Annotated in this window: 16 protein-coding genes; 5 read left to right on the plus strand and 11 right to left on the minus strand. The window is 69.6% G+C overall.

The features are described from left to right. Positions 1 to 58 precede the first annotated feature (58 nt). From D457_RS0118590 to D457_RS0118640, 11 genes are all read right to left on the minus strand, one after another. Positions 59 to 730: a maleylpyruvate isomerase family mycothiol-dependent enzyme gene (locus D457_RS0118590; RefSeq protein ID WP_017582180.1), complete on the minus strand. Its 672-nt coding sequence runs from the start codon at positions 728 to 730 to the stop codon at positions 59 to 61. 100 nt (positions 731 to 830) lie between these two features. After that, on the minus strand, positions 831 to 1,916 hold the full coding sequence (locus tag D457_RS0118595) for a lytic polysaccharide monooxygenase (RefSeq protein ID WP_017582181.1): 1,086 nt from the start codon (positions 1,914 to 1,916) through the stop codon (positions 831 to 833). Positions 1,917 to 1,995: 79 nt separating this feature from the next. Continuing rightward, positions 1,996 to 3,366 carry a cellulase family glycosylhydrolase gene (locus tag D457_RS0118600; RefSeq protein ID WP_017582182.1) on the minus strand — a complete coding sequence of 457 codons (1,371 nt, stop codon included), beginning with the start codon at positions 3,364 to 3,366 and terminating at the stop codon, positions 1,996 to 1,998. A 58-nt stretch (positions 3,367 to 3,424) separates the two neighbouring features. After that, complete coding sequence (locus D457_RS0118605; protein ID WP_039831457.1) at positions 3,425 to 4,834, minus strand: endo-1,4-beta-xylanase; 1,410 nt, start codon at positions 4,832 to 4,834, stop codon at positions 3,425 to 3,427. A gap of 77 nt (positions 4,835 to 4,911) precedes the next feature. After that, positions 4,912 to 7,590 carry a glycoside hydrolase family 48 protein gene (locus D457_RS0118610; RefSeq protein ID WP_017582184.1) on the minus strand — a complete coding sequence of 893 codons (2,679 nt, stop codon included), beginning with the start codon at positions 7,588 to 7,590 and terminating at the stop codon, positions 4,912 to 4,914. Positions 7,591 to 7,851: 261 nt separating this feature from the next. Next, positions 7,852 to 9,621, minus strand: a complete 1,770-nt coding sequence (locus D457_RS0118615; protein ID WP_017582185.1) for a glycoside hydrolase family 6 protein — start codon at positions 9,619 to 9,621, stop codon at positions 7,852 to 7,854. Between the two features lie 360 nt (positions 9,622 to 9,981). Next, positions 9,982 to 10,599: an FMN reductase gene (locus D457_RS0118620; RefSeq protein WP_017582186.1), complete on the minus strand. Its 618-nt coding sequence runs from the start codon at positions 10,597 to 10,599 to the stop codon at positions 9,982 to 9,984. After that, positions 10,596 to 11,699 carry an LLM class flavin-dependent oxidoreductase gene (locus tag D457_RS0118625; protein ID WP_017582187.1) on the minus strand — a complete coding sequence of 368 codons (1,104 nt, stop codon included), beginning with the start codon at positions 11,697 to 11,699 and terminating at the stop codon, positions 10,596 to 10,598. The genes D457_RS0118620 and D457_RS0118625 overlap by 4 nt, the downstream gene beginning before the upstream one ends. 206 nt (positions 11,700 to 11,905) lie before the next feature. Further along, positions 11,906 to 12,259 carry a hypothetical protein gene (locus D457_RS0118630; RefSeq protein WP_017582188.1) on the minus strand — a complete coding sequence of 118 codons (354 nt, stop codon included), beginning with the start codon at positions 12,257 to 12,259 and terminating at the stop codon, positions 11,906 to 11,908. A gap of 574 nt (positions 12,260 to 12,833) precedes the next feature. Next, the gene (locus tag D457_RS0118635; protein WP_017582189.1) at positions 12,834 to 15,257 is read right to left on the minus strand and encodes a serine/threonine-protein kinase; all 2,424 of its coding nucleotides are present in this window, start codon (positions 15,255 to 15,257) and stop codon (positions 12,834 to 12,836) included. Positions 15,258 to 15,462: 205 nt separating this feature from the next. Continuing rightward, a complete protein-coding gene (locus D457_RS0118640; protein WP_026116782.1) occupies positions 15,463 to 17,745 on the minus strand; it encodes a serine/threonine protein kinase in 2,283 nt (760 codons plus the stop codon). Positions 17,746 to 17,949: 204 nt separating this feature from the next. On the opposite strand from D457_RS0118640, the gene D457_RS0118645 reads away from it, so the two are divergent. The 5 genes from D457_RS0118645 (at position 17,950) to D457_RS0118665 (ending at position 24,553) form a co-directional block, all read left to right on the plus strand. Then, a complete protein-coding gene (locus D457_RS0118645) occupies positions 17,950 to 18,942 on the plus strand; it encodes a LacI family DNA-binding transcriptional regulator (RefSeq protein WP_017582191.1) in 993 nt (330 codons plus the stop codon). A gap of 281 nt (positions 18,943 to 19,223) precedes the next feature. Then, the gene (locus D457_RS0118650; RefSeq protein WP_017582192.1) at positions 19,224 to 20,429 is read left to right on the plus strand and encodes an MFS transporter; all 1,206 of its coding nucleotides are present in this window, start codon (positions 19,224 to 19,226) and stop codon (positions 20,427 to 20,429) included. Between the two features lie 312 nt (positions 20,430 to 20,741). Next, a complete protein-coding gene (gene araB / locus D457_RS0118655; protein ID WP_017582193.1) occupies positions 20,742 to 22,415 on the plus strand; it encodes a ribulokinase in 1,674 nt (557 codons plus the stop codon). Further along, positions 22,412 to 23,107: an L-ribulose-5-phosphate 4-epimerase gene (locus D457_RS0118660; protein ID WP_017582194.1), complete on the plus strand. Its 696-nt coding sequence runs from the start codon at positions 22,412 to 22,414 to the stop codon at positions 23,105 to 23,107. The genes araB and D457_RS0118660 overlap by 4 nt, the downstream gene beginning before the upstream one ends. 9 nt (positions 23,108 to 23,116) lie before the next feature. Continuing rightward, on the plus strand, positions 23,117 to 24,553 hold the full coding sequence (locus D457_RS0118665; RefSeq protein ID WP_026116784.1) for an L-fucose/L-arabinose isomerase family protein: 1,437 nt from the start codon (positions 23,117 to 23,119) through the stop codon (positions 24,551 to 24,553). Positions 24,554 to 24,637 lie beyond the last annotated feature (84 nt).

Here is a 24,637-nt window from a genome sequence, read left to right on the forward strand (position 1 = left end):
CCCCCCTTGTGCCTGTGAGCGGGCGTACACGATGTGCGCCCGCGGGGCTGGTTCACGATCACACGGCCAGGTCTGCCTCGGGCGCGGGCAAGGTGGGCAGGAACGGGGCCACCGGAGCGGGGTCACCGCCGGTCCAGTCCATGGCCAGGATCTGGTTGACGCTGCGACGACCAGTGACCGCGCGGGCCAGTTCGAACGCGGTGCCGCGCAGGGTGAGCCGGCCGTCCTGGCCGAGGTTCCACTCCTGGCCGGTGTCGGTGGCGACCACCCGCACCGAGAGGGCTTCGGCGGGCCAACCCTTCGCCAGACCGCCCAGCGGGAACTCCGCGAGCTGGTCGGCGTCCTCGGCCTGGGCAGTCAGACCCAGGGCACCGCGGATGTCGTTCTCGTGGTGCCACACGTCCAGGGCGGGAAGGGAATAGCGTCGGCGCTGCTGAGTTCGTAGGAGCTCCACCAGGTCGGGGCCGGTACGGGCCCATTCGGCGGTGACGCGTTCGATGTTGTGGCCGGCCCGGGCTGCGACCTGCCGGTCGGTGACCTCATCGGTGGCCGGTGGTGTGACGTCGCCGTTGACGACGTCCGCGGCGAGTCCGGCGAGGTGGGCGTAGACCTGCTGGACGGTCCAGTCCGGGCAGGCGGGCACCACGGTGCCGAGCTGCTCCCGGTCCAGGGTGGCGGCCAGCTCCAGCAGTCGGCTTTGACAGTTCTCGTAGATGCGCGCGGAGTCCATCGGGCCATCGTAACTAACACCGTTAGGAAAAGTGGGCCCGGCCCCGGTGCGCCTCTGCCCGGGGCCGGGCCGCTCAGTGAGCGTTCGAGTCCAGTGGAGGTCAGTTCTCCTGGCACTCCACCTGGGGCTCGATGTTGGCTCCCTCGAAGGTGGCGGTGAAGCCGAAGGATGTGCTCTCACCGGCCGCGAGGGTGCCGTTGTGGGCGACGTTGGAGGCCTCGAAGTGCGCTCCGTGGTTCACGACCGAGGCGTTCCAGATGTTGGTGATCTCCTGGCGGTTGGCGAAGACCCAGTCCACCATCCACCCGGAGGCCCCGTCCTCACCCGCGGTGACCTCGACCTCCGCCTGGAAGCCGTTGGACCACTCGTTGGTGACCGTGTACTCGGCCGTGCAGTACTCGTCCGCGGGCGGGTCCGTGGGGTCCGGTGTCGGGTCGGGGTCGGTCGGATCCGTGGGATCGGGCGTGGGGTCCGGTGTGGGGTCGGGGTCCGGATCCGGGTCGGGGCCGGGGCCCGGGTCGTCGCCGAAGACGACGTCGGAGCAGTTGTAGAAGGCCTCCGGGCTGTCGGAGCGCTCCCAGACCGAGTAGACGAGATGGCGTCCCTCACGGTCGGGCAGGTCCACGTCCCAGTAGTACTCGGCGCCCGCCACTCCGCCGCTGCGCAGCGGCGGGTCCACGGCCTCGTCGATCAACTCCAGGTCATCCCAGTTCAGGGGTGAGTTCGGGTTCCAGCCGTCGACCGTGACGTAGGTGAAGAAGGTGCCCGGGTGAGGAGCCCACGCGTTGTGGTGGAACTCCACCGTCGTGTTCGGCTGCAACTGGGTGGAGGGCCAGTCGGTACGGGCCGCGTTGAAGGCGCTGAACTGATCGGTGGGTCCGCAGAGCTCGCCGTCGGCGACGAAATCACGGTGCTGGCCGGCGGAGTTGCTGATCAGGTTGCCGAACCAGTTCCAGAAAGCGTAGTCTCCGCCCTCGGCGAGGGCGTCGGCGCAGGCCGGGTTGACGGGCTGGAGGGCGCCGCCGGAGCTGCCGCCGGTGGCGTCCTGGAAACAGGCGTAGGTACGGGAAGCGGGGTAGGTGAAGGCCCCGTGGGCCTCGGCTGGCTGGGGGGTGGCGACGACGGCGTAGCCGATGGCCAGGCCGCCGAGCGCCAGCGTCGTGGCGATGGTGTGACGTGACCTCATGGGTCACTCCTCCTCCGGTCGGGGGAACCCGGCCGCGCGCCGTGCGCGGCCGGGGGCGGGCGGGGGCGGAAGGCCCCGGTCAGGGCCCGGAGGTGCACAGCACGTCGGGTGCCGTGACCGTTCCGGTGTGGGTGCCGGTGAAGCCGAACGAGGCCGTTTCACCTGCGGCGAGCGTGCCGTTGTGGGCGGCGTTGGCTGCGGTGGCGGTGGAGCCGGTGGTGCTGACTCCGGCGTTCCAGGCGTGGCTCACGCTCTGGCCCTCGGCGAGGTTCCAGGTGGCGATCCAACCGTCGAGGGAGGCCAGGGCGGTGATGGTCACCTGTGCCTGGAAACCGCCCGGCCACTCGCCGACCACCTCGTAGGAAGCGGTGCAGTCACCGTCAGCGGGCGGGTCGGTGGGCTCCTCCGTGGGCGGGTCGGTGGGCGGGTCGGTGGGCGGGTCACTGGGACCGCCGTCCCCGCCGTAGACGGGGGCCTCGACCGAGGTGTCGGCGATTCCGTCGGGGCCGTGGAAGATGCGCTCGCCCCAGGGGGTCAGGGAGTCGACGTCGAAGTTCTCGACCATGTCCAGGTACGCGACCCCGGCGCTGTTACCGCTCCAGGACCAGCCGATGTAGCCCAGGCCGAGCCGTTCGGTGTGGTGCATGATGGCGTCCTCGTCGGGGGTGCCGTCACTGTGGTCGAAGCCGAACTCCCCGACGATGAGGGGCAACCCGCGCTCGGTGAAGTGCTCCAGGTAGTCGACGATCACCGACTCCTGCTCGTAGACCCCGTACATGTGGATCGAGAACACGGTGTTGGCGTGCGGGTCGGAGTCGAAGACGTCCTGGGCGCCCTCGCGCATGATCCCCTGCCAGTCCTGGCCCCAGTTGGGGGCGTCCACGACCAGGGTGTGGTCGAACCCGGCCGCGCGTAGCCGTTGGATGGCGTCGGAGGTGTCGTCGGCCCAGCCCTGGTTGGTCGCCGCGTCGTTGCCGTAGGGCTCGTTGCCGATGTTGACGAGGACGTGGTCCTCCTCGCCTTCGATCACGTCCTGGATCCGCAGCCAGTAGTCGACGGCCTGGTCCAGTGTGCCGGCTTCGGGATCCTCGCCGTAGCCGGTGGTGTCGTGGACCTCCAGCATGCAGATCAACCGGTTGGCCTTGCAGAGCGAGACCACGTTGGCCACGTCCGCGGGCCCGTTCTCGTACCAGCGGTCACCGCTGCTGAGGACGACGCGCACCGTGTTGGCGCCCAGTGACTTGATGTCGGCGAACGCGCCGGTCTCCTGCGTGTACCAGGAGTGGGGATGGCTGACCCCGCGGATGACGAAGTCATTGCCCGCGGCGTCGACGAGGCGGCCCTCGCTGACCCGGAATCCGCTGTCGGCGTGGGCGGGCAGGACGTGGACGAGCAGGGCGGCGATCAGGGCGAGGACGGCCGCCGAGGCGATCGTCAGGCGTTGTCTCATAGGGGCTCCGTTCAGGAGAGGTGCGGCCCCGTGCCCTGGTGCACGGGGCCCTGACAGGTCATCGGACGGTGCAGCTCTCACTGCCCAGGGAGAATCCGCCGGGGACTGACGGAGCTCCCGTGTGGGTGGTCTGGAAGCCGAAGGAGACCTGTCCCCCGGCGGAGATGGTGCGGTTCCACTCCACGGGCACGGCCGTCACCGTGGCGCCGCTCTGTTCGATCGAGGTGTTCCAGGAGGAGGTGATCTGCTCCCCGGAGGGCCGCTCCCAGGTCAGGGACCAGTCCTGGATCGCGGAACCCGAGCCGTTGTGCACGGTCACCTCGACCACCGCTCCCTGACCCCACTGGGAGGTGAAGTCATAGGCGACCTCGCAGGTCCCCGTGCCCGGTTCGCCCGGTCCCGGGTCGTCCGGGCCGTTCTGGCCGTCCCCGCCCAGGGCCTCGTGGATCGACCAGTAGGCGGGCTTGGCCTCGTAGTTGTCATCGATGGGCAGGGCCGCGCCCTCACCCGTGAAGTGGTCCGGGACCCAGGAATGGGCGTCGGTGACGCCCCACACCGTCACGCCTGAGCAGCCGGAGACCGCGAGGCAGGCGTCCATGACCTGGGTGTAGTCCCTGGCCTGCTGTTCGAGTTTGTGCTGAGTGACGGGCATCGTCATCCGGATGTCGAGTTCGGTGATCATCACCTCCAGGCCCAGGTCGGCGAAGCGCTGGATGTTCTGCTGGATGTCCTGGGGCAGCTGCCCGGAGATGAGGTGGCCCTGGAGGCCGATGCCGTCGAGCGGTGCGCCCTGCGCGAGCAGGTCCTGGGCCAGTTCGTAGTAGGCGTCGCTCTTGGCGTTGATCCCGTCGATGTTGTAGTCGTTGATGAACAGCGTGGCTTCGGGGTCCGCCGCTCTGGCCATGTGCAGGGACTGGGCGATGAAGTCCTCGCCCAGGACGCGGTGGAACACCGAGTTCCTGAACTGGGCGTCGTCGCCGATCGGCTCGTTGACCACGTCCCAGGTCTGGATCTGTCCCCGGTAGCGGCCCATGGTGGTGTCGATGTGGTCTTCCATGACCTGGGTCAGTTCAGCCGGGGTGAAGCTTCCGTTCTCCACCCAGGAGGGCAGCTGGCTGTGCCATACGAGTGTGTGGCCGTGGATCTGTTGACCGTTCTGTTCGGCGAACTCCACGAGCCGGTCGGCCCCGGACCAGGAGTACTGGCCCGGCTGGGGCTGGACGCTCTCCCATTTGAGGTCGTTCTCGTGGGTCACGGAGTTGAACTCCGCGGCGGCCGTGCGTCGGTAGTCCGCGTCGTCCAGGAGGTGGGAGGCGACCGCGGCCCCCATCCTCAGGTTCTGCTGGTCGGCCAGGTCGCGGAGCGGGGGTGACTGCGCGTGCGCGGGGGTGGCTGCCGCGGCGGCCAGGAGGACGGCGGCGGTGACAGAGGCCAGTACTGCCTTCACCGACCGGGGGGTTGTGGGCATGGTGCCTTCCTTGTGTCGCTGGTGGCACGGGGCCGGGCGGCGCGAGAGGGCCCGGCCCCGTTGGCGGCTGCGGTCTCCTAGGACCCGAACAGCTCTCCGTGGGTCGCCAGTGCGGTGGCGACGTCGACCTGGGCCCAGAAGCGGTGGTAGGTGAACTCGGGAACCGGGCCCCCGTCCAGGTAGTCCTCCACCTGACCCCAGTTCGGGTCGTCCTGGTAGAAGGAGCGGATGGAGGCGAAGGTGGCGTCAGAGTCGATGACGTCACCGTTGGGCATCGTGCCGGTCCAGCCCTGGGGGACGTAGGTTCCCTCTCCGGTGGCCGGGTCGTAGGGGTCACCGAAGCGCTCGTAGTCAGCCCTGGTCTCCGGGATGGCCACACCGAGGTCGCCCTCGTGTTCCAGGAGGGCGTCCAGCAGGGCTTCGGCGGTCTCCAGGGATGCCTCGTCCCCGGTGGCGGCGGAGTAGTGCATCAGGGTCTTGGCCAGACCTGCCGCGATACCGACGTCCTGGTTGTGCGAGACCACCTCGACGCTCAGCCCAGGGTTGCCGGTGGGGGTGCCGGTCCAGCTGTCGGGCGCACCGCTCCATTCCATTTCGGCGGGGATGGCGAAATCACCGTCGGTGCCGATCGTGGTGTTGGCGATCACCCAGGGCACCCAGGAGTCGAGGACGTCCCCGGCTCGCTCGTCACCGGTAAGGCGGTGGTACTCGGCGACCCTCTCGATGTCCCAGACCTGGAAGCCGAACCACTGGTTGGAGGGCGGGTCGTGCCAGACGGGCTTCTCGTCGTAGTACATGCCGTAGAAGGTCGGAGTACCCGCGGGCGGCTCGCCGTAGACGCCCTCCCAGCTGTTGGTCGCACCCCCGGCGATGCCGCCGTCGGAGGACTGCAGCCACTGGATGAACTCCAGCTGGCGGTCCAGGCTCACGCCCCAGTCGTCGGCTCCGGTGGCTGACTGCGGGCGCAGCGCCTCGGTCTCGGAGAGGGCGTAGGCGGCCATCACGTTCTGGTAGCCCTGGTGAGCGGAGGATCCGCCGATGCGCCAGGCCCAGGGGTACTCGGCGCTCTCCAGGGCGCCGCCCCAGGAGTAGTACCAGGACAGCAGGTAGTGGGCGGAGTCCCGGCCCGTTCCGGGCGGGCAGGACTCGGCGCCGACGCAGTCGCCGACCTCCTTGAAGTACTTGTCGAACATGGCGTAGCGCAGGTAGTCGCCCATCATGGACGCCTTGGCGACGCTGTCGGCGATGTCGGACTCGTTGCCCTGCTCGGCGGCCCACTCGTGCGCGAGGTAGGCGACCTGGACCGCACGGGCGTCGGCGTCGGGCGCGTTGGTGTAGCGCCACTGCTCGGAGTAGTTCTCGTCGTCGGTGAACAGGTCGAGGTAGCCGTTGTCACCGCCGTGCGCGAAGGTCTCGCAGGAGGGGTGCGGGACGGTCTCCCAGACCGACTCGTTGGAGCCGCGCTGGAAGGTGTTGAAGTAGGCCGGGGCGTCGTCGGTTCCGTCGCCGCAGAAACCGAAGCCGTAGGTGTTGTCCACGTCCAGCAGCCAGTGCATGCCGTAGACCTCGTCGGTGCCGTACGTACCGCTGAGTTCGTCGGCGAGGGGGTCCTGCCCGACCTGGACCTCGGGCCGCAGCGGCATCGGGTAGTCGCTGGGCTGCAGGGACTCGGCGATGTAGGTGGCCGGTTCGGCGGGGTCGTAGGAGGCGTTCGTGGGCTGGTCGGCGGTGCCCGGGATGATGAACGCCTCCATGGATTCCCAGGCGGAGTTGAACGGGGCCCAGTCCTGGGTGATGCGGCCGTAGGTGGCCTCCAGCCACAGGTAGTAGCTGTAGGCCTCGGATGTGGTGGCGTGACCGTGGTCGGGAGCCTCCACAATCAGGGTCTCCACGGCGTGATACGGCACCAGGAGCCCGTCGAAGTCACGGAAGTAGCCGCTGTCGGGGTCCTTGATCCTGTCGTACTGGTCGAGGAAGCGCTGCTCGTAGTCGCTGGCCGCCTCGGCGCGTTCCCTGGCGGTGACGACGACGGACTCGTAACCCGTGGCCGAGACGGTGAACTCGGCCTGGGCCGGTTCGCCGGAGGAGGCGCCCGAGGAGGCGATGGTGACCTCCTGGGGGGTGTCCCAGTCGGTTTCGTCGAAGGTGAGGGGTTGCGTGGAGCTCACCGACAGGGTTTCGCTGCCCTGGGTGCGTTCGACGGCGACCTGTACGGCGCTGTCGGGTTCGGTGGACAGGGCCACATCGAAGCCCGCCTCGCCACCCGGGTCCAGGGTGAGCGTGGCGGGTTCGACGAGCAGGGCGTGCTCCTGCGCGGGGGGTTCCTCCTCGTCCGCACAGCTCACTCCGTTGAGGGTGAAGTTCTCCGGGACGGGGTTGTCGCCGCTGTGGGTGGCCTGGAAGCCGAAGGTGGTGCTCGCACCCTGGGGCAGTCCCGGGGCCCAGGCGGGGCCGGTCGCGGTGACGGACGCGGCGTCCTGGGAGACCTCGGCGTTCCAGGCGTTGGTGACCTGTTGACCGGAGTCGAAGTCCCAGCCCAGGGACCACTGGGAGAGGCCGGCTGACTCGTTGGTGAGCGTGACCTCGGCGGTGAAGCCCGAGCCCCAGTCGTTGGTGAGGCGGTAGTCGACCGAGCAGGGGCTCTGGGCCTGGGCGGGGCTGCTCGGCAGCAGTGCCGCGACCAGGACCGTGGTGATGAAGAGGGAGCCCAGGCGCGGGCGTCGGCCCGGGACTCGGTCTAAGCGGGGGGTGATCATGTTGTCCTCCTGCGGGGGACCCTGCTCGGCGCGGGCCGGTGCCCGGGGCGCGGGCGCGGGCGCGGGCGCGGGCGCGGCGGCGCCACCGTGCGGGCGCACGAGAGGGGCTGGTTCTGTGGAGGGGCCGGGGCGATGCCGCCGCCCCCAGGCCGGGCTCTGCGTGAGATTTCGCGAACCCGGTGTCACCGGGCCGGGCGCCCGCCCCGGAGGGGAGGGGGGAGGGGCAGGCGCCCGGCGGTCGGGATCTCTACCGGAGGGTGGTCACTGGACCGGGGGGTAGGCGTTGGCCAGCAGTTCCTGGAACTGCTCGGAGAACCAGTGGCCGGCGACCGGCGCGTCGGGCAGAGCGCCGCTCATGTTGTTTCCGTTGCGCGGGTTGCCCTCGTAGGTGGGGTCGCACATCCGGTCGAAGCCCTTGCCCTCGTCGTTGGGGATCTCCTCGCTGGAGCCGTCCGACTCACCCGGGGGCTTCATCCACACGTAGGCGTCGATCCCGGGTTCGGGGGCGGTGGTGGGGCGCTCGCCCAGACCGGCACCGGACTGGTTGCACCAGTTCCCGGACTGGATGCGGCGGTCGAAGCGGCCGCCGTCCACGTAGGCGTCGACGTCGGTGGTCGGGCCCGCGCCGGTGGGCCGGTCGGGCCCGCCCCAGCCGTTGCGGGAGGTGTCGATGAGCATTCCGATCCCCGGGTCGAAGCCCTGGGAGACCAGTTCCGCGCGCAGCGCCTGGGCGAAGGAGAGCTCGTCGACGTAGTTGTTCCAGTCCACCCACTCGGACTGGCGCACCGGTGTGCCGTTGATGGTCTCGCCGATCGCGAAGTGCTCCTCCTGCAGGGCGGAGTAGTTGGCGGTGTTGGCGATGAAGCCGTGCACGTCGTCGGGGGTGGCTCCGTTGGCGTTGGCGGCCTCGTAGAAGAGCGCGGCGGAGGGGGCGAAGTTGTCCTCCCAGCCGATCCAGCCGTGGTGCCCGGCGTCCACGTAGTTGTAGACGTTGCTGATCGCTCCGAGCTGGGCGAGCGCGTAGCCGACCCCGTTGACGTAGTTGCCGTTGGCCAGCATGACGTCGCACTCGGGTGTGGCCGTGTCACGGGGCGAGATGTTGGTGATCAGGTTGGGCAGGGAGTCGATCTCGATCGTGGTGACCACGCGCAGGGACGTGTCCTCGTAGTCACGCAGGATGTCGGCGATCGGGTCGATGTACTCCGACTCGTAGCGGTCGATCTCCTCGGGGCCGAGTTCGCCGTTGGAGGCCAGGGCCGCGCAGTCGCGGCCGGGCAGGTTGTAGATGACCAGCTGGAAGACCAGCGGGTCTCCCCCAGCCTGCTCGACCGCCTCGTCGAGGTGGTCGCGCAGCCCCATGTCGCCCGTGGTGGGGCTGTCGTTGCCCTCGATGGCGCTGGTCCGGTCCATCCAGACCCCGGTGGGCTGGTCGGCCACGGCCTCGCCGCCGGGCTCGGCCGCGGCGTTGGCGGACCAGATCGGGTTCACGTAGACGTCCGCGCCCACGTAGGGGTTGTCCACCCGCTCGCCGGGCGTGGGATCGGGATCCGGGTCCGGGTCGGGATCGGGGTCCGGATCCGGGTCGGGCCCCGGGTCCACGCTGCCCTCGCAGAGGACCCCGTTGAGGGTGAAGTCGGTCGGGACGGCGTTGCTCCCGGAGTACGCGGCCTGGAAGCCGAAGGAGACGGTCGCGTCCTGGGCTATGGCGGCGTTGTGTCCGGCGTCGGTGACCGAGACGCTCTGACCGGACTGGCTGTGCGTGCCGCCCCAGGTGTTGCTGATCTGCTGGTTGCCGTCGAAGGTCCAGTCCAGGGTCCAGCCGTTGACCGCGCTTCCCAGGTTGGTGATCTGCACGTCGGCGGTGAAGCCCGAGCCCCAGTCATTGAGCTGGTAGTCGACGGAACAGCCGGTGGCGGCGGCGGCCGGGGCAGAGGCGGTGAGTGCGGTGGCCACACCCAGGAGCAGGGCGGAGGCCGTGGCAAGCGCCCTGCGGGGCAGGGTTCTGTGAGAGGAGGAGGGGGGTCTGCTCATCGTGGTTTCCTCGCGTAGGGGGGTGCCAGGAGTGTGAGCTTGCGGGGAACGTCGCATTTCTTCCGGAAAACATCCGGAAGGGCGACGCGGGGCACGGCGCCTGGGAGGGACGGGACTGCCTCCCGCTCCGGGCCGTACGCCTGCCGGTCGTGGTGCGGTCCAGACGGTGCGCTGAGGGTCCACCCCAATTCGGGAGCGCTCCCATACAGCACTTTCCGGAAAGTTAACACCATTGAAAAGCAACTGCAACGGGTGATGAGAGGAAAACTCCGCGGAACTCGCATCCGACCGCCGCCCGCCACCGTGCCCGTTTCCCGACCCTGGGGCCCGTTCCCGCCGGGGACCGGCGGGAACGGGAGGTCATCTGCCCAGGCCGGACATCAGATCGGCGAAGGGAGTGGGCTCCTCGTAGGGGTCGGCCGCGGCCGGAGCGTTCTCCGTGGCGAGCATGGCCAGCTGCCGGGCCGCCCGGGTGATGCGCTCGGCCAGTTCGCGGCCGCCGCTCTCGCCCGCGCCCCAGTCCTCGGAGGCGGCGTAGACGCCCGTGGGCACCACCACCGAGCGGGTGTAGGAGAACATCGGGCGCAGCGCGTGCTCCAGCACCAGCGAGTGGCGCGGGCTGCCGCCGGTGGCCGCCGCCAGGACCGGCTTTCCGTCCAGCACGCCGGGTTCGACGACGTCGAAGAACGACTTGAACAGGCCGCTGTAGGAGGCGTTGAAGACCGGGGTCACGGCGATGATCCCGTCCGCCTCGGCAATGTCGGCCAGGACCCCGGGCAGGTCTCCGGTGGGAACCTGGGTGGTCATGGCGTTCATGATGTCGTGGGCCAGTTCGCGCAGCTCGACGATCCTGACCTCGACCTTCTCACCGCGGTCGGCCAGGGCCTCCTCGGCGGCGCCGGTCAGCCGGTCGGCGAGCAGGCGGGTCGAGGAGGGGTTGCTGAGCCCGGCCGTGACGGTGACGAGCTTGCGGGTCATTCCTGGACCTCCGTGTTCGTGGTCGCGCGCTCCTTCGCGGCCAGGAGCGAGGCGTGGGTGGGCGCGTCGGGCACGTGCTCGGGCTTCTTCGCGGCGAATTCCTTGCGCAGTACCGGGACGACCTCCTCGCCGAGGAGATCCAGCTGCTCCAGGACGGTCTTGAGCGGCAGGCCCGCGTGGTCCATCAGGAAGAGCTGGCGCTGGTAGTCGCCGAAGGACTCCCGGAAGCCCAGGGTACGGTCGATGACCTCCTGCGGGCTGCCGACGGTCAGCGGGGTCTCGCGGGTGAACTCCTCCAGGGAGGGGCCGCCGCCGTAGACCGGCGCGTTGTCGAAGTAGGGCCGGAACTCCTTGACCGCGTCCTGGGAGTTCTTGCGCATGAACACCTGTCCGCCCAGCCCGACGACGGCCTGGTCGGCCCGGCCATGGCCGTAGTGCTCGAAGCGGCGGCGGTAGAGCGAGATGAGCTTCTTGGTGTGGGTGGCGGGCCAGAAGATGTTGTTGTGGAAGAAGCCGTCACCGTAGTAGGCGGCCTGTTCGGCGATCTCCGGACTGCGGATGGAACCGTGCCAGACGAACGGCGGCACGTCGTCGAGCGGGCGCGGGGTGGAGGTGAAGCCCTGCAGCGGGGTGCGGAACTTGCCCTCCCAGTTGACGACGTCCTCGCGCCACAGGCGGTGCAGGAGGTTGTAGTTCTCCAGCGCCAGCGGGATGCCCTGTCGGATGTCCTGCCCGAACCAGGGGTAGACCGGTCCGGTGTTGCCACGTCCCATCATCAGGTCCACCCGGCCGTCGGCCAGGTGCTGGAGCATCGCGAAGTCCTCGGCGATCTTGACCGGGTCGTTGGTGGTGATGAGCGTGGTGGAGGTGGACAGGATGATCTTCTCGGTCTGCGCCGCGACGTAACCGAGCATGGTGGTGGGCGAGGAGGCGACGAAGGGCGGGTTGTGGTGCTCGCCGGTGGCGAAGACGTCCAGACCCACCTCCTCCGCCTTGAGGGCGATCCGCACCATCGCCTTGATCCGCTCGCCTTCGGTCGGCGTACGTCCCGTCGTGGGGTCGGTGGTCACGTCGCTGACCGAGAAGATTCCGAACTGCATGGCCGTTCCCCGATCCAATTAGCTTCCTAGGAAAATGCTTTCTATAAAACTATCATGCCGAACCCCCGACTGGGCCCAGGTATTCCCCCGCACCTACCACAGCAGACCATCGCGTACACAAAGGCGGGGCCGGTGCACGCGCGTGCACCGGCCCCGCCCTGCTTCCGTCGCTCCCGTTTCCCACCCGGGGGCTCCCCCGCCGGGACCTACCCTTCGGTCAGGAAGGACCTCACCAGCTCGATCTCCCCGTGGATGTGGGCGTTGAACTCGGCCAGGTCCTCGGCGGGCACCCACAGCTCCAGGATCGTGCTCCCGCCCACCTGCTGGACGGGATACCGGGAGGCGAATCCGGCCTCCACGCGAAAGCGGGTGACGTGTCCCTCCCCGTCACGTGGCAGGTTCCACTGACGGGCGATCCGCGTCGCGTAGTCCTCGTTCAACACCGGGTAGAAGATGGGCTGCCCGGGAAGGCGCGGCGGCCACTCCCGCCAGCCCGAATCCCTGACCAGCGCGAGCTCCACGGGCCCGGTGGGCCGCCACAGGGTCATCAGTTCGGGCATGTCCGCCTCCTTCTCCGCCCGGGTTCGAGGGGGAGCTTAGGGTTCCGTGCCCCAGTCCGCACCCGCTTTTTACCGGGCCGGATGAAAATCCGCCGCCAGGGCGGGAACACCTCACCTGTACGAAGCGTTCTTACAGGTGAAGCACCCCAGACCGACCCCGACCCCAACAATCCCACCAGCGTCTGTGCGAAGCTTCGAACATCACCTTCAGACCATGCGCGGTTGTACGCGTTCGTGTCGGCAATGGGGGTTTCTGACACGGAACCATCGCTACAACCGCCTTCCCAGCGGCCAGACCGCACCTAGTGCGTAGGCCGCGCGGTCGGGTCCCACGTTGGGGGACGTGGGACCCGGCCAAGACCTAGCGAATACGCGTGTTCGTGCCGTAAATGGGGGTTTCCGGCACGGAACCATCACCGTATTCGCCTCCCAGCGGCCCCACCGCACTCAGTGCGCGGGCCGCGCGGTCGGGTTCCACGTTGGGGGACGTGGACCCGGCCAGACTTCAGGGGGCGCGCCGCGAGGCGCGCCCCCTCTTTTGTGTCCGGACTTTTCTGCGTCCGGGGCCGCGCGGTCAGGACTGTTCGTGGAAGTCGATCAGGGTCACGGGACCGAACTCCACCTCCGAGTCCTTGTAGAGCTCTTCCGAGTCATCCACGGACAGCACCGTGGCTTCCTGACAGGGCCCGTAGGCATACGCGTGTTCAATGTTGAGTGGGTCTGCTCCCCTCCTGTTGTTCCAGAAGAGGCCGCAGGCCATGGTGTCGTCGAACTGCGCGATGTTACTCATGGTGCCTCTGAACGCGTGCAGTGATTCTTGCCGATCCGGGCCTCTGCCGAAGTCCTCCCGCAACTCCGCCACGTCCATCGCGTAGTCGCAGTCCACGTCCCAACCACTGGCCTGGACATCCCACATCCTGCCCTCGTCCCAGGACGGAACCCAGTCCGGCAAGCCCACAGTTCCACAGATCGGGGCGTGCACCACAGTCCAACCGAACCCGTCGTTCTCGGCCGCCCACACTTGGGGGTCCTCCATCGGCGCTTCGGCGCCCACTGCCTCGAAGTCGACTCGCACCTCCCAAAGATCCGTTGTGTACTCGGCCCACACCGGGGTTCCTTCGCCGTCAAGACCGACCTGGCCAGTGCCCTCCTCCGACACCAGAGCCCCACCATCCAAGAGCTCGAGCACGATCGACCCCGTGTACACCCGTTCCTGGCCCTCCACCGCCTCGATTCCGTCAGCCTCGCTCAAGGTCCGGAGCGGCGCGGTGATCAGGGTGGCGGCAACGGAGTCGGTGTCCAGGTCAGAGGAGTACTCCAGGGGTTCAGGCGAGCGTTTCCACATCCCGTGATCCCCTTCCTCACCGAAACTAATGCTCACCCCCGCGGAAACGACTGACAGCTGCTGGGGCGAGTTCTCCCACAGCCTGGGGGCCTCCTCACGTGATGCGTACACATACAGGTCTCCCCGATGGTTGGCGACCGCCGTGGTACCCGGGCCCATCGCAGCGCCCCGGATGAGGAAAGTCTGGTCCGCCGCCGAGTAGAGGTACTCCTCCTCGACCAGGCTGTCCTCCATCACCTGCTCCACCGAAGCCCCGGTGCGTTCGGCGACCTGTTCGGCGTGCGCCTGGGAGAAGGAGCGGGTCACCTGAGCGGTGAAACCCTCGCTCTCCTCCAGAATGCCCGCCGCCGCGGCGACCGTCTCCGACGGGTTGTCACTCACCTGGTCATAGACGACGAAACCGCCGGCGGTCAGACCGGCCACAGCCAGTAAACCCGCGCCCGCCAGACCCAACTTGGATGTCGCGATACCGCTCATCATGCCGCCGGTCGCCGTGCTGGTCGCACTTCCTCCAGCGGTTACCGCCCCCGAACCAGCGGCCGCGGTACCTCCTCCAGCCGTGACGGCGCCCGCACCGGCCCCGGTTGCCGCACCGGATCCAGCGGCGCCGCCCGCTCCCATCGCGCCCACGCCCACGACACCGGAACCCAGTGCGCTCGCGCCCAGACCGGCCGCGGAGGCGACACCCAGAGCCGCCGCCCAGCGCCCGGGGTCGTGGCCCGCGTCGTCCACGCCGCGCCAGTAGTCGCGCAGCATCCCGCGCAGGGAATCGGCCGCCGTCTGCGGGCGCCCGGACTGGTTCTGCGTTTCCTCGGCGGGTACCGGCATCAACGCCCGAACAAGGGTCTGGGAGCTCGGTCGCTGCTTCGGGTCCACCGACAGCGCGGCCCTCACCAGGCCGAGCAGGTCCTCGGGAACCCCGTCGATCCCGTACTCCCCCTCCTTCACCCGCCGGGCGAGCTCTTTCGCCTCCCCCTTGCCGAACGGCTGACGACCGGTCGCGGCCAGGGTCACCAGCCCGCCCCAGGCGAACACGTCCGCCGACGGGTCAGCGGCCGCCCCGGAGTAGCGCTCAGGGGCTGTCCAGCCCGGGGTTCCGTAGGAGGCCGAAGCGTCCATCGCGCGCTCGGTGCCGATCTCCACCGCGATACCGAAGTCCACGATCTTCGGCCCGTCCGGGGACAGGATCACGTTGCCCGGTTTGATGTCCCGATGCGCGATCCCCGCCGCGTGCAGTGCCGCCAAACCCTCGGCCATGCCGAGGGAGAAGGTGCGGAGCATGTCGCCTTCGAGCGGACCGAACGCCTGTACGTGGGCCCGCAGATCACGTCCGGCCACGTAGTCGAAAGCCAGCCACGGCACCTCAGCCCTGGTGTCGGCGGCGTGCAGACGAGCGGTGCTGACGCCGTCCGCGCGCCCCAGCATCTGGACCTCACGCGCGAAGGCCTCCCGGAACCGGGGCTCACGGGCGATGTGAGCGTGCACAGTCTTGACGGCGACGCAGCTCCCGTATACATCCAGGGCCCCGTACACCGCCCCCATCCCGCCCTCGCCGATCCGTCCCACCACCCGGTAGGGCCCGATCACGGGCGGGTCGCCCGACTCCAACGGCGAGAGCCCGGGCGGCAGGGAAGTGTCAGGGGAGATGGACATCGGTGCCCTTCAGAGGAAGTTCTGCGGTGGGGAAGGCGGTGGAGGAGCTCCGCCCGGACACTCTGATGCCCCGAAAACACCGGAGGTTCACGCGTCTTGTGATCACCCAGGTGAACTGTGTGACGGTATGCCGCGCTGCTGCAGCAGGCGTCCCAGGGGTGACAGCCTCGGCAAGGCACACCGCCAGGTACGCCCTTTTCCTAGGTCAGGTCTGGTCGTGGTAGTCGATCAGGGTCCTGGAACCGAACTCCACCTCCGCGTAAGGCCAATCCTCGCTCGCCTGGCTCTGTTTGGTGGCCGCCTGGCACGGCGACAGGAAGTAGGTGCGGTTTTCGATGAGCCCCTCCAGATCGCGGCGGAAGACGGCGCAGGCCATCACTTCGTCGACCAACCAGGTGGTGCCTCCGCTACCGCTGTAGCCCATGAGGACCTCGACCCGCTCCTGGTCAGCGCCATAACCGAAGGCTTCTGAGCCACTCAGCATCATCTCCGAGACGTCCATCGCGTAGTCGCAGTCCACCTCCCAGGCACTGGCCTGTACCTCCCACTCCCGTTCGGACGTTTGCACGCTTCCGCACACCGGGGCGTGCACAGCCGCCCAGCCGAACCCGGCTCCTTCGAACGTGATTTGAGGATCCTCCACCGTGACCCCCTCGTCGGTTCCGGTGAAGTCGACTCGGACCTCCCACTGTTCGGTGGTGTACTCCGCCCGTACCGGAGCGCCCGCCTCGTCGACTTCGAGTCGGCCGCTCGCTTCTACCTCGGTGAAGACACCTTCGGAAAGCAGCCCGAGCGTGGTCGGCCCCGAGTACGCGCCGCCCCCTTCCTCCTGTTCCACCTGCCCCGAGTCGGCCAGGGTCCGCAGCGGCGCGGTCATCAGGGAAGGTGCGACGGCGTCCGTGGTCACACTCGGGTCGAGCGTCATCGGCTCGATCGAGTCGTGCCAGGTGCCCCAGGAGATGTCCTCTGGGCGAGGGGCATAGACGTACAGCTCGTCGCGGTGATTGGCGACGGCGACCGTCCCCTCCCCCATGGCCGCGCCCCGGATCAGGAAGCTCGCGGTGTCGGCCGAGTACAGATACTCTTCCTCGGCCCGGCTGTCCTCCATCACCTGCTCCACGGAGGCCCCGGTGCGTTCGGCGACCTGTTCGGCGTGGGTTCGGGACAAGGAGCGGGTCACCTGAGCGGTGAAACCCCGGCCCTCCTCCAAAAAGCCCACGGCAGCGGCGACCGTCTCCCCCGGTGTGACCCGCACCTGGTCGTAGACCACGAAACCGCCAGCGGTCAGACCGGCCACGACCAGCACACCCGCGCCCGCCAGACCCAGCTTGGACGTGGCGACCCCGCTCATCATGCCGCCGGTGGCCATACTCGTCCCGGCCGCTCCTCCGCCCGCGGCAGCTGTGCTCCCTCCTGCGGTCGCCATCCCAGAGCCGACGGTGCCGGTGGCCGCTCCTGTTCCAGCGATGCCGCCCGATCCGAGCACACCCGAACCCATGGCACCGGAACCCAGCGCGCTCACACCAAGGCCGGTGGCGGAGGCGGCCCCCAGCGCCGCAGCCCAACGGCCCGGGTCGTGTCCGGCGTCGTCCACCCCGCGCCAGTAGTCGCGCAGCATCCCGCGCAGGGAATCGGACCACTGGTTCTGCTCTGTTCCGGGCAGGAGTGCCCCGACCAGGTCCTCGGAACTCGGACGTTGCTCCGGGTCGACCGACAGAGCGGCCTCCACCAGGCCCCGCAGGTCCTCGGGTACGCCTTCGACGTCGCACTCCCCCGTCTTCACCCGCCGGGCGAGCTCTTTCGCGTCCCCCTTGCCGAAAGGCTCACGCCCGGTCGCGGAGAGCGCCACCAACCCGCCCCAGGCGAACACGTCCGCGGCCGGATCGGCGACAGCACCGGCATAGCGTTCAGGGGCGCTCCAACCTGGGGTGCCGTAGGAAGATGACGGATCATCGGAGTTCTCTGTGCCGACCTCGACCGCGATACCGAAGTCCACGATCTTCGGCCCGTCCGAAGACAGGATCACGTTGCCCGGCTTGATGTCGCGGTGCGCGATCCCCGCCGCGTGCAGCGCGGCCAGACCCTCGGCCATGCCGAGGGCGAAGGTACGGAGCATGTCACCCGACAACGGACCGAACTCACGCACGTGGGCTCGCAGGTCACGGCCGGGAACGTAGTCGAAGGCCAGCCACGGAACCTCCGCCTCCGTGTCAGCAGCATGGAGCCGAGCCGTGCTGACCCCGTCGGCGCGCCCCAGCATCTCGACCTCACGCGCGAAGGCCTCCCGGAACCGGGACTCACGGGCGATGTGAGCGTGCACGGTCTTGACCGCCACACAGCGTCCGTACACGTCCAGGGCCCCGAACACGGCACCCATTCCGCCCGCACCGATCCGCCCCACCAATCGGTAGGGCCCGACCTCGGCCGGGTCACTCGCTTCCAACGGCGCGAACCCGGGCGGCAGGGAAGTTCCAGGGGAGACGGACATCGGTGCCCTTCATGAGGATGTCGGCAGAGCAGGTGAGCTGAGGGAACTCGCCCCGGACATTCTGATGTCCCGGTAGCGCGGGAGGTTCGTCGCCGAGAGGATCCTTGGTTCGGGCCCGGACAACGGTACGATGCGCCTGTGTGGGAGGGGACCGAAGTGGCGAGTGGGAACAGCGGTGGCGGGGTGCCCGGTGGGCGTCCGACCATGGCCGATGTCGCGGCGCACCTGGGGGTCTCCCGGCAGCTGGTCTCGCTGGTCCTGGGCGACCGTCCGGGCCCCAGTGCCGCCACCCGTGAGCGGGTGCTGCGCGCCGCCGAGGAACTCGGCTATCGCGCCGACACCGCCGCCCAGCTGCTGCGCCGGGCCCGCAGCCGTCAGGTGGGCGTGCTCTTCACCATGGAGCACCCCATGGACGCCGACCTGGTCGAGGCGCTGTACCCGGAGGCGGCCCGGCTCGACTACAGCGTGGCCCTGAGCGCCATGCTGGCCAACCGCACCGAACGCCAGGCGATCGACGAACTCGTGGGGCTGCGCTGCGAGGCGCTGGTACTGATCGGGATGTCCGCGCAGGCACCCGAGGACCTGGCCAGGGTCGCCGAGCGGGTGCCCGTGGTGGAAATCGGTCAGCGCACCAACGCGGCCGGGACGGACAGTGTGCGCACCGACGCCGTATCCGGGGTTCGTCAGGCGGTCGACCACCTGGTCGCCCTGGGCCACCGGCGTATCGCACACGTGTACGGCGGTGACCTGCCCAGTGCCCCCGAACGCCGGACCGGTTATCTGGAGGGCATGCGCGCACACGGGCTGGACGCGTTCGTGGACCTGGTCCCGGGTGCCTATACCGAGGAGGCGGGGGCCCGCGCCGCGGCCGCCCTGCTCGCTCGTGAGGAGCTGCCCACAGCCGTGGTGTGCTGCAACGACCAGTCCGCGCGCGGACTGTTGGAGACTCTGCTGCGCGCGGGCCGTTCGGTGCCCGAGGAGGTGTCGGTGGTGGGCTACGACGACAGCCGGGCCGCCCGGTTGTCGTTCCTGAGTCTGACCTCGGTCCGTCAGGACGTGACCCGTATCGCCGAGCTCACTCTGGGGGCGGTGGCCGAGCGCCTGGAGGAGGGGCGCACCGAGTGCACCCACGTGGTGCTGCCCACCACGCTCACCGTGCGGGAGAGCACCGCTCCCCCACGCCCCGCCCGTTCCTGAACCCCGCCCGCTGGATCCCACAGGCCCCGGGCGCCCGCCCGTGCCCGGCGCGAGACAGATCACGTACCGCGCCGTTGATGATCGGCGGGCATAGGTGACATCATTGATTTAGCACGTGCTAAATCACGTGGCGCGATCCCGAACCCGGACCGCGCCCGATCGCACGGCGACGAACCTCCCAGGGCATCGACGCCCCACCCCGCCATCACGTCTGGGCCGGCGCCCGCGAGGCCGCGCGGACACCGCACACACTCCACCACCCTCCGGAAGGGGGCACAGCCATGCGCCTGGCACTGCTCGCCCTGGCCCTCGGGGCCTTCGCCATCGGCACCACCGAGTTCGTGATCATGGGCCTGCTGCCCGAAGTCGCCGCCGATCTCGGCGTGTCCATCCCCACCGCGGGGCACCTCATCTCCGCCTACGCCCTGGGGGTGGTGGTCGGCGCTCCCCTGCTCACCGCGCTGAGCACACGCCTGCCCCGCAAGAACGCCCTGCTGCTGTTCATGGCGGTCTTCCTCCTGGGGAACCTGCTCACCGTGGTGGCGCCTTCGCACGAGACCGTGCTGGCCGCCCGCTTCCTCGCCGGCATCCCGCACGGCGCCTACCTGGGGGTGGCCGCCCTGGTCGCGGCCCACCTGGCCGGGCCCGCCCGCCAGGCCACCGCGGTGGCGCGGGTGATGCTGGGATTGACCATCGCCAACATCGTCGGCGTGCCCGCGGGAACCCTGCTGGGGCAGCTGACCGGCTGGCGCACCGCCTTCCTGGTGGTGGCGGCGATCGCCGCCCTCACCGTCCTCGGGGTGGCCCGCTGGGTGCCGCACGTGCCCATCGCCCAGCAGGGCGGCCTGCGCGGGGAGTTCTCCGCGCTGGCTCGGCCCCAGGTACTGCTCGGCCTGCTCACGGCGGTGTTCGGCTTCGCGGGGGTGTTCGCCGTCTACAGCTACATCTCCCCGATGATGACCGAGCTGGCCGGGATGCCCAGCGCCGGGGTTCCGATCGTGTTGGCGCTGTTCGGCGTGGGCATGACCCTGGGCTCGCTGATCGTGGGCCCGCTCGCCGACCGTTGGCTGCGCCCCACCATCTACGGCTCCCTGGCGAGCCTGGCGGTGGTGCTCGCGCTGTTCGCCGTGGCCGTGCAGAACCCCTGGACCGCCGCGATCGGCGTCGTGGTGCTGGGCGCCGTCGGTTTCGGTGTGACCGCGCCCCTTCAGGTCCTGGTGATGAGCCGGGCGGGTACCGCACCGAGCCTGGCGTCGGCCTCCAACCACTCGGCGTTCAACCTCGCCAACGCGGGCGGTGCCTGGCTGGGCGGTCTAGGCATCGCGATGGGGTTCGGCTACGCCTCCCCTGCGGTGATCGGCTCGGTCCTGGCCGTGGCGGGCCTGGGCATCGCCGTCACCGCGGGTCTGATCGACCGCAAGGGCTCCGCCCCGGAGGCCTCCGTCCGCACACCGGAACCGGTCTCCGTCTCCGCAGGCAGGGCCTGACCCGCCTCTGTCACCCACCACCGTCCCACTCCTGATCGACCACTTCCAGAGCGCCCGCACCCCTTTTTTCGGGGCGCGGGCGCTCTTTCGTGCGCGTCGTGCGGTTCGTGCGGGTTTGATCACCTTCGGGGGGTTGACTTCATCGATTGTTAACGCCAACAATATTGCCCAGGTCACATCTACCCCCTTGAAGCCCTGGATATTGGCTACCCAAAGGGGGATGTTCAGCACGACAACCCGCGAAGGGAACTCTCGTTGGCCACGAATGTTAGCGCGCACAATCCTGGCCCGGCGGATACCGACCCCGATCCGGTGGTGCTCGGGGTCGACTTCGGAACCCTCTCCGGGCGTGCCGTCGTGGTCCGGGTCTCCGACGGCACCGAACTGGGCTCGGCCGAGCACACCTACCGGCACGGGGTCATCACCGACCGCCTGCCCGACCACGCGGACCCCCTCGAACCGGACACCGCCCTCCAGCACCCCGACGACTACCGCGAGGTCCTGCGCCGGGCCGTGCCCGCCGCCCTGCGCGAAGCCAGGGTCTCCCCCTCACAGGTCATCGGGATCGGTACCGACTTCACCTCCTGCACCGTCCTTCCCGTGACTACCGAGGGCACCCCCCTGTGCGAACTCCCCGATCTGGCGGGCCGCCCGCACGCCTGGCCCAAACTGTGGCGTCACCACGCCGCCCAGCCCGAGGCCGACGAGATCAACGCCCTGGCCGCCGAACGCGGTGAACCCTGGCTGCCCCGCTACGGCGGGAAGATCTCCTCCGAGTGGCAGTTCGCCAAGGCCCTGCAGGTCCTGCGTGATGACCCCGAGGTCTACCAGCGCACCGAACGCTGGATCGAGGGCGCGGACTGGATCGTCTGGCAGCTGTGCGGGTACGAGACCCGCAACGCGGCCACCGCCGGTTACAAGGGCATCCACCAGGACGGGTCCTGGCCCACCAAGGACTTCCTCGCCGCCCTGGACCCCCGCTTCGCCGACTTCGCCGTGAGCAGGCTCGATCATCCCCTGTCCCAACTGGGCGAACGCGCCGGAGGGCTCACCGCACAGGCCGCCGCCTGGACCGGTCTGCCCGAGGGCCTGCCCGTGGCCGTCGGCAACATCGACGCGCACGTCACCGCCGCCACGGCACAGACCACCGCCCCCGGGCGGATGCTCGCCATCATGGGCACCAGCACCTGCCACGTGATGAACTCCGAGGTCCTGGCCGAGGTGCCGGGCATGTGCGGCATGGCCCTGGGCGGCATCACCCCGGGCATGTGGGGCTACGAGGCCGGACAGAGCGGTGTGGGCGACATCTTCGGCTGGTTCGTGGACTCCTACGTGCCGCCCGCCTACCACGAGGAGGCCGCCGAACGCGGGATCTCCGTCCACGACCTGCTCTCCCGCAAGGCGGCCGGGGCCGCCGTCGGCGAACACGGCCTGGTGGCCCTGGACTGGCACAGCGGCAACCGCTCGGTGCTGGTGGACCACTCACTGTCCGGCGTGCTGGTGGGCATGACCCTGGCCACCCGGCCCGAGGAGGTCTACCGGGCGCTGGTGGAGGCCACCGCCTTCGGTACCCGCACCATCGTCGAGGCCTTCACCGGTGCCGGGGTTCCGGTCGACGACCTCACGATCGGCGGCGGGATGGTCCGCAACCCCTTCGTTCTGCAGATCTACGCCGACGTCCTGAACCGGCCGCTGCGCGTGGTGGCCACCGAGCAGAGCTGCGCGGTGGGGTCGGCGATCCACGCAGCGGTCGCCGCCGGGGCCCACCCCGACATCCACGCCGCCTCCGAAGCGATGGGACGGGTGCGCGAGGACACCGTCGCCCCCGACCCGGACCGGGCCGCCGCCTACGACCACCTCTTCACCATCTACTCCGAACTCCACGACCACTTCGGCCGGGGCGGCAGCGACAGCCTGCGCCGCCTGCGGTCCCTGCGCCACGCCGCGTACGCCACCGGCCCCACCACCCCCGAGGGAAAGCGATGACCTCAACCGACCCGCTCCTGCGACAGCTGGAGGACCACCGCACCGAGGTGGAACGCCTGCGCCAGACAGTGTGCGACCTGCACGGGGAACTGCCCCGGTGGAACCTGGTCACCTGGACCAGCGGCAACGTCTCGGCGCGCGTCCCCGGCACCGACCTGATGGTGATCAAGCCCAGCGGGGTCTCCTACGACGACATCACCGCCGAGGACATGGTCGTGTGCGACCTGTACGGGCGGTTGGTCGAGGGACGCCACAAACCCTCCAGCGACACCGACGCGCACGCCTACGTCTACCGGGCCCGCACCGACGTAGGCGGGGTCGTGCACACCCACAGCCCCTACGCGACGGCCTGGGCCGCCCGCGGTGAGGCCATCCCCTGCGCCGTCACCGCGATGGCGGACGAGTTCGGCGGTGACATCCCGGTGGGCCCCTTCGCGCTCATCGGCGACGACTCCATCGGCAAGGGCATTGTCACGACTCTGGAGGGCCACCGCTCCCCGGCCGTACTCATGCGCGGCCACGGGGTGTTCACCGTCGGCGCCACCGCCAAGGCCGCGGTCAAGGCCGCGGTGATGTGCGAGGACGTGGCCCATACCGTCCACCTCGCCCGCCAGGGCGGACCCGTCGAGCGCCTGCGCCAGGAGGACGTGGACGCCCTCTACCACCGCTACCAGAACGCCTACGGACAGTAAGGACCACCTGTGCCTCTACCCACGCCGCCCCCGAGTCAGAACCCGGCAGTGCGTTCCAGCCGCCCCCGGATCGGCCTGCTCGGCATCATGCAGCCGCTCTACGACGCCATGATCCCCGGCATCACCGAACACCAGGCCGCCTACGCCCAGCGGCTCGCCGACGGGCTTTCGGACGTCGCCGAGTGGACGCTCGCCCCGCCGGTGCGGGGCCGGGAGGACGCCGAGAGCGCGATCCGGGGTTTCGAGGGCGCTGACCTCGACGGGGTCCTGGTCGTCATGCTCACCTACGGTCCCTCCATCCGCGTCACCCGGGCGCTGACCGGGACCCGGCTGCCCGTGGCTCTGGCCAACACCCAGCCCGACCCCGCGGTGAGCGCGTCCTGGAACATGGACGACATGACCTACAACCAGGGCATCCACGGGGCCCAGGACACCGCCAACGCGCTGGTCCGCGCCGGGGTCGACTTCGACGTCATCACCGGTGACTGGCAGAGCCCGGAGTTCACCGCGCGGGTGGACCGCTGGGCCCGGGCCGCGCACACCGTCAGCGCCCTGCGGCGGCTGCGCGTGGGCGTGTTCGGGTATCCCATGAACGGCATGGGCGACGCCCGGGTGGACGAGACCGCGTTCCTGCGCAAGCTCGGCCCCGAGGTGCACGTCATCGCCCCCGGCACGCTGCACCGCACCATGGCCGACCTTCCCGAGCAGGCGGTGAGCGACCTCATGGCCTGGGAGGACGGCGCCTTCGACGTGGACGGGCGGCTGTCCAAGGAGGAGCGCGAGGACCACGCCCGTATGCAGTTGGGCATCGAGCACCTGCTGGAGGAATCCGGCTGCGGCGCCTACTCCACCCACTTCGACGCCATCGGCGAGGACGGTCGTTTCGCCCGGCTGCCCATGGCCGCCGCCTCCACCCTGATGGCGCAGGGGTACGGGTTCGCCGGTGAGGGCGACGTCCTGGCGGCGTCGATCGTCTACGCGGGCCACCGGCTCGCTGGGGACGGCCACTTCACCGAGATGTACGCGATGGACTTCCCCAGCGACTCCATCCTGATGAGCCACATGGGCGAGGGCAACTGGCGGGTGGCCCGCGAGGATGAACCGGTCCGGTTGATCAAACGCCCCCTGGGCATCGGCGGCCTGGCCGACCCGCCCACCATCCTGTTCCGCTACCGGCCGGGACCGGCGACCCTGGCCTCCCTGGTCTCGCTGGGCGGTGAACGCTTCCGCCTGGTGGTGGCCGAGGGCGAGGTCCTGGACTCCCCCGAACTGCCCGCGCTGGAGATGCCCTACGGCCAGTTCCGTCCCTCCTCGGGGGTGCGGGGCTGCATGGACGCCTGGCTACGCGCGGGCGGCACCCACCACATGGTGATGAACTCCGGCCACATCGCCCAGGACTGGAAGGTCCTGTGCGAGCTGGCAGGGATCGAGTACGCCCCGGTCTGAGCGACCGGCACGAGCGCCACGAGGCGCATCCACCCCCCAGAGGGAGGGCCCGTTCCGGGCCCTCCCGCCCCCCCGCGCAAGGAG

It is taken from the genome of Nocardiopsis valliformis DSM 45023 (genome assembly GCF_000340985.1).
In the GTDB taxonomy this organism is placed as follows: Bacteria; Actinomycetota; Actinomycetes; order Streptosporangiales; family Streptosporangiaceae; genus Nocardiopsis; species Nocardiopsis exhalans.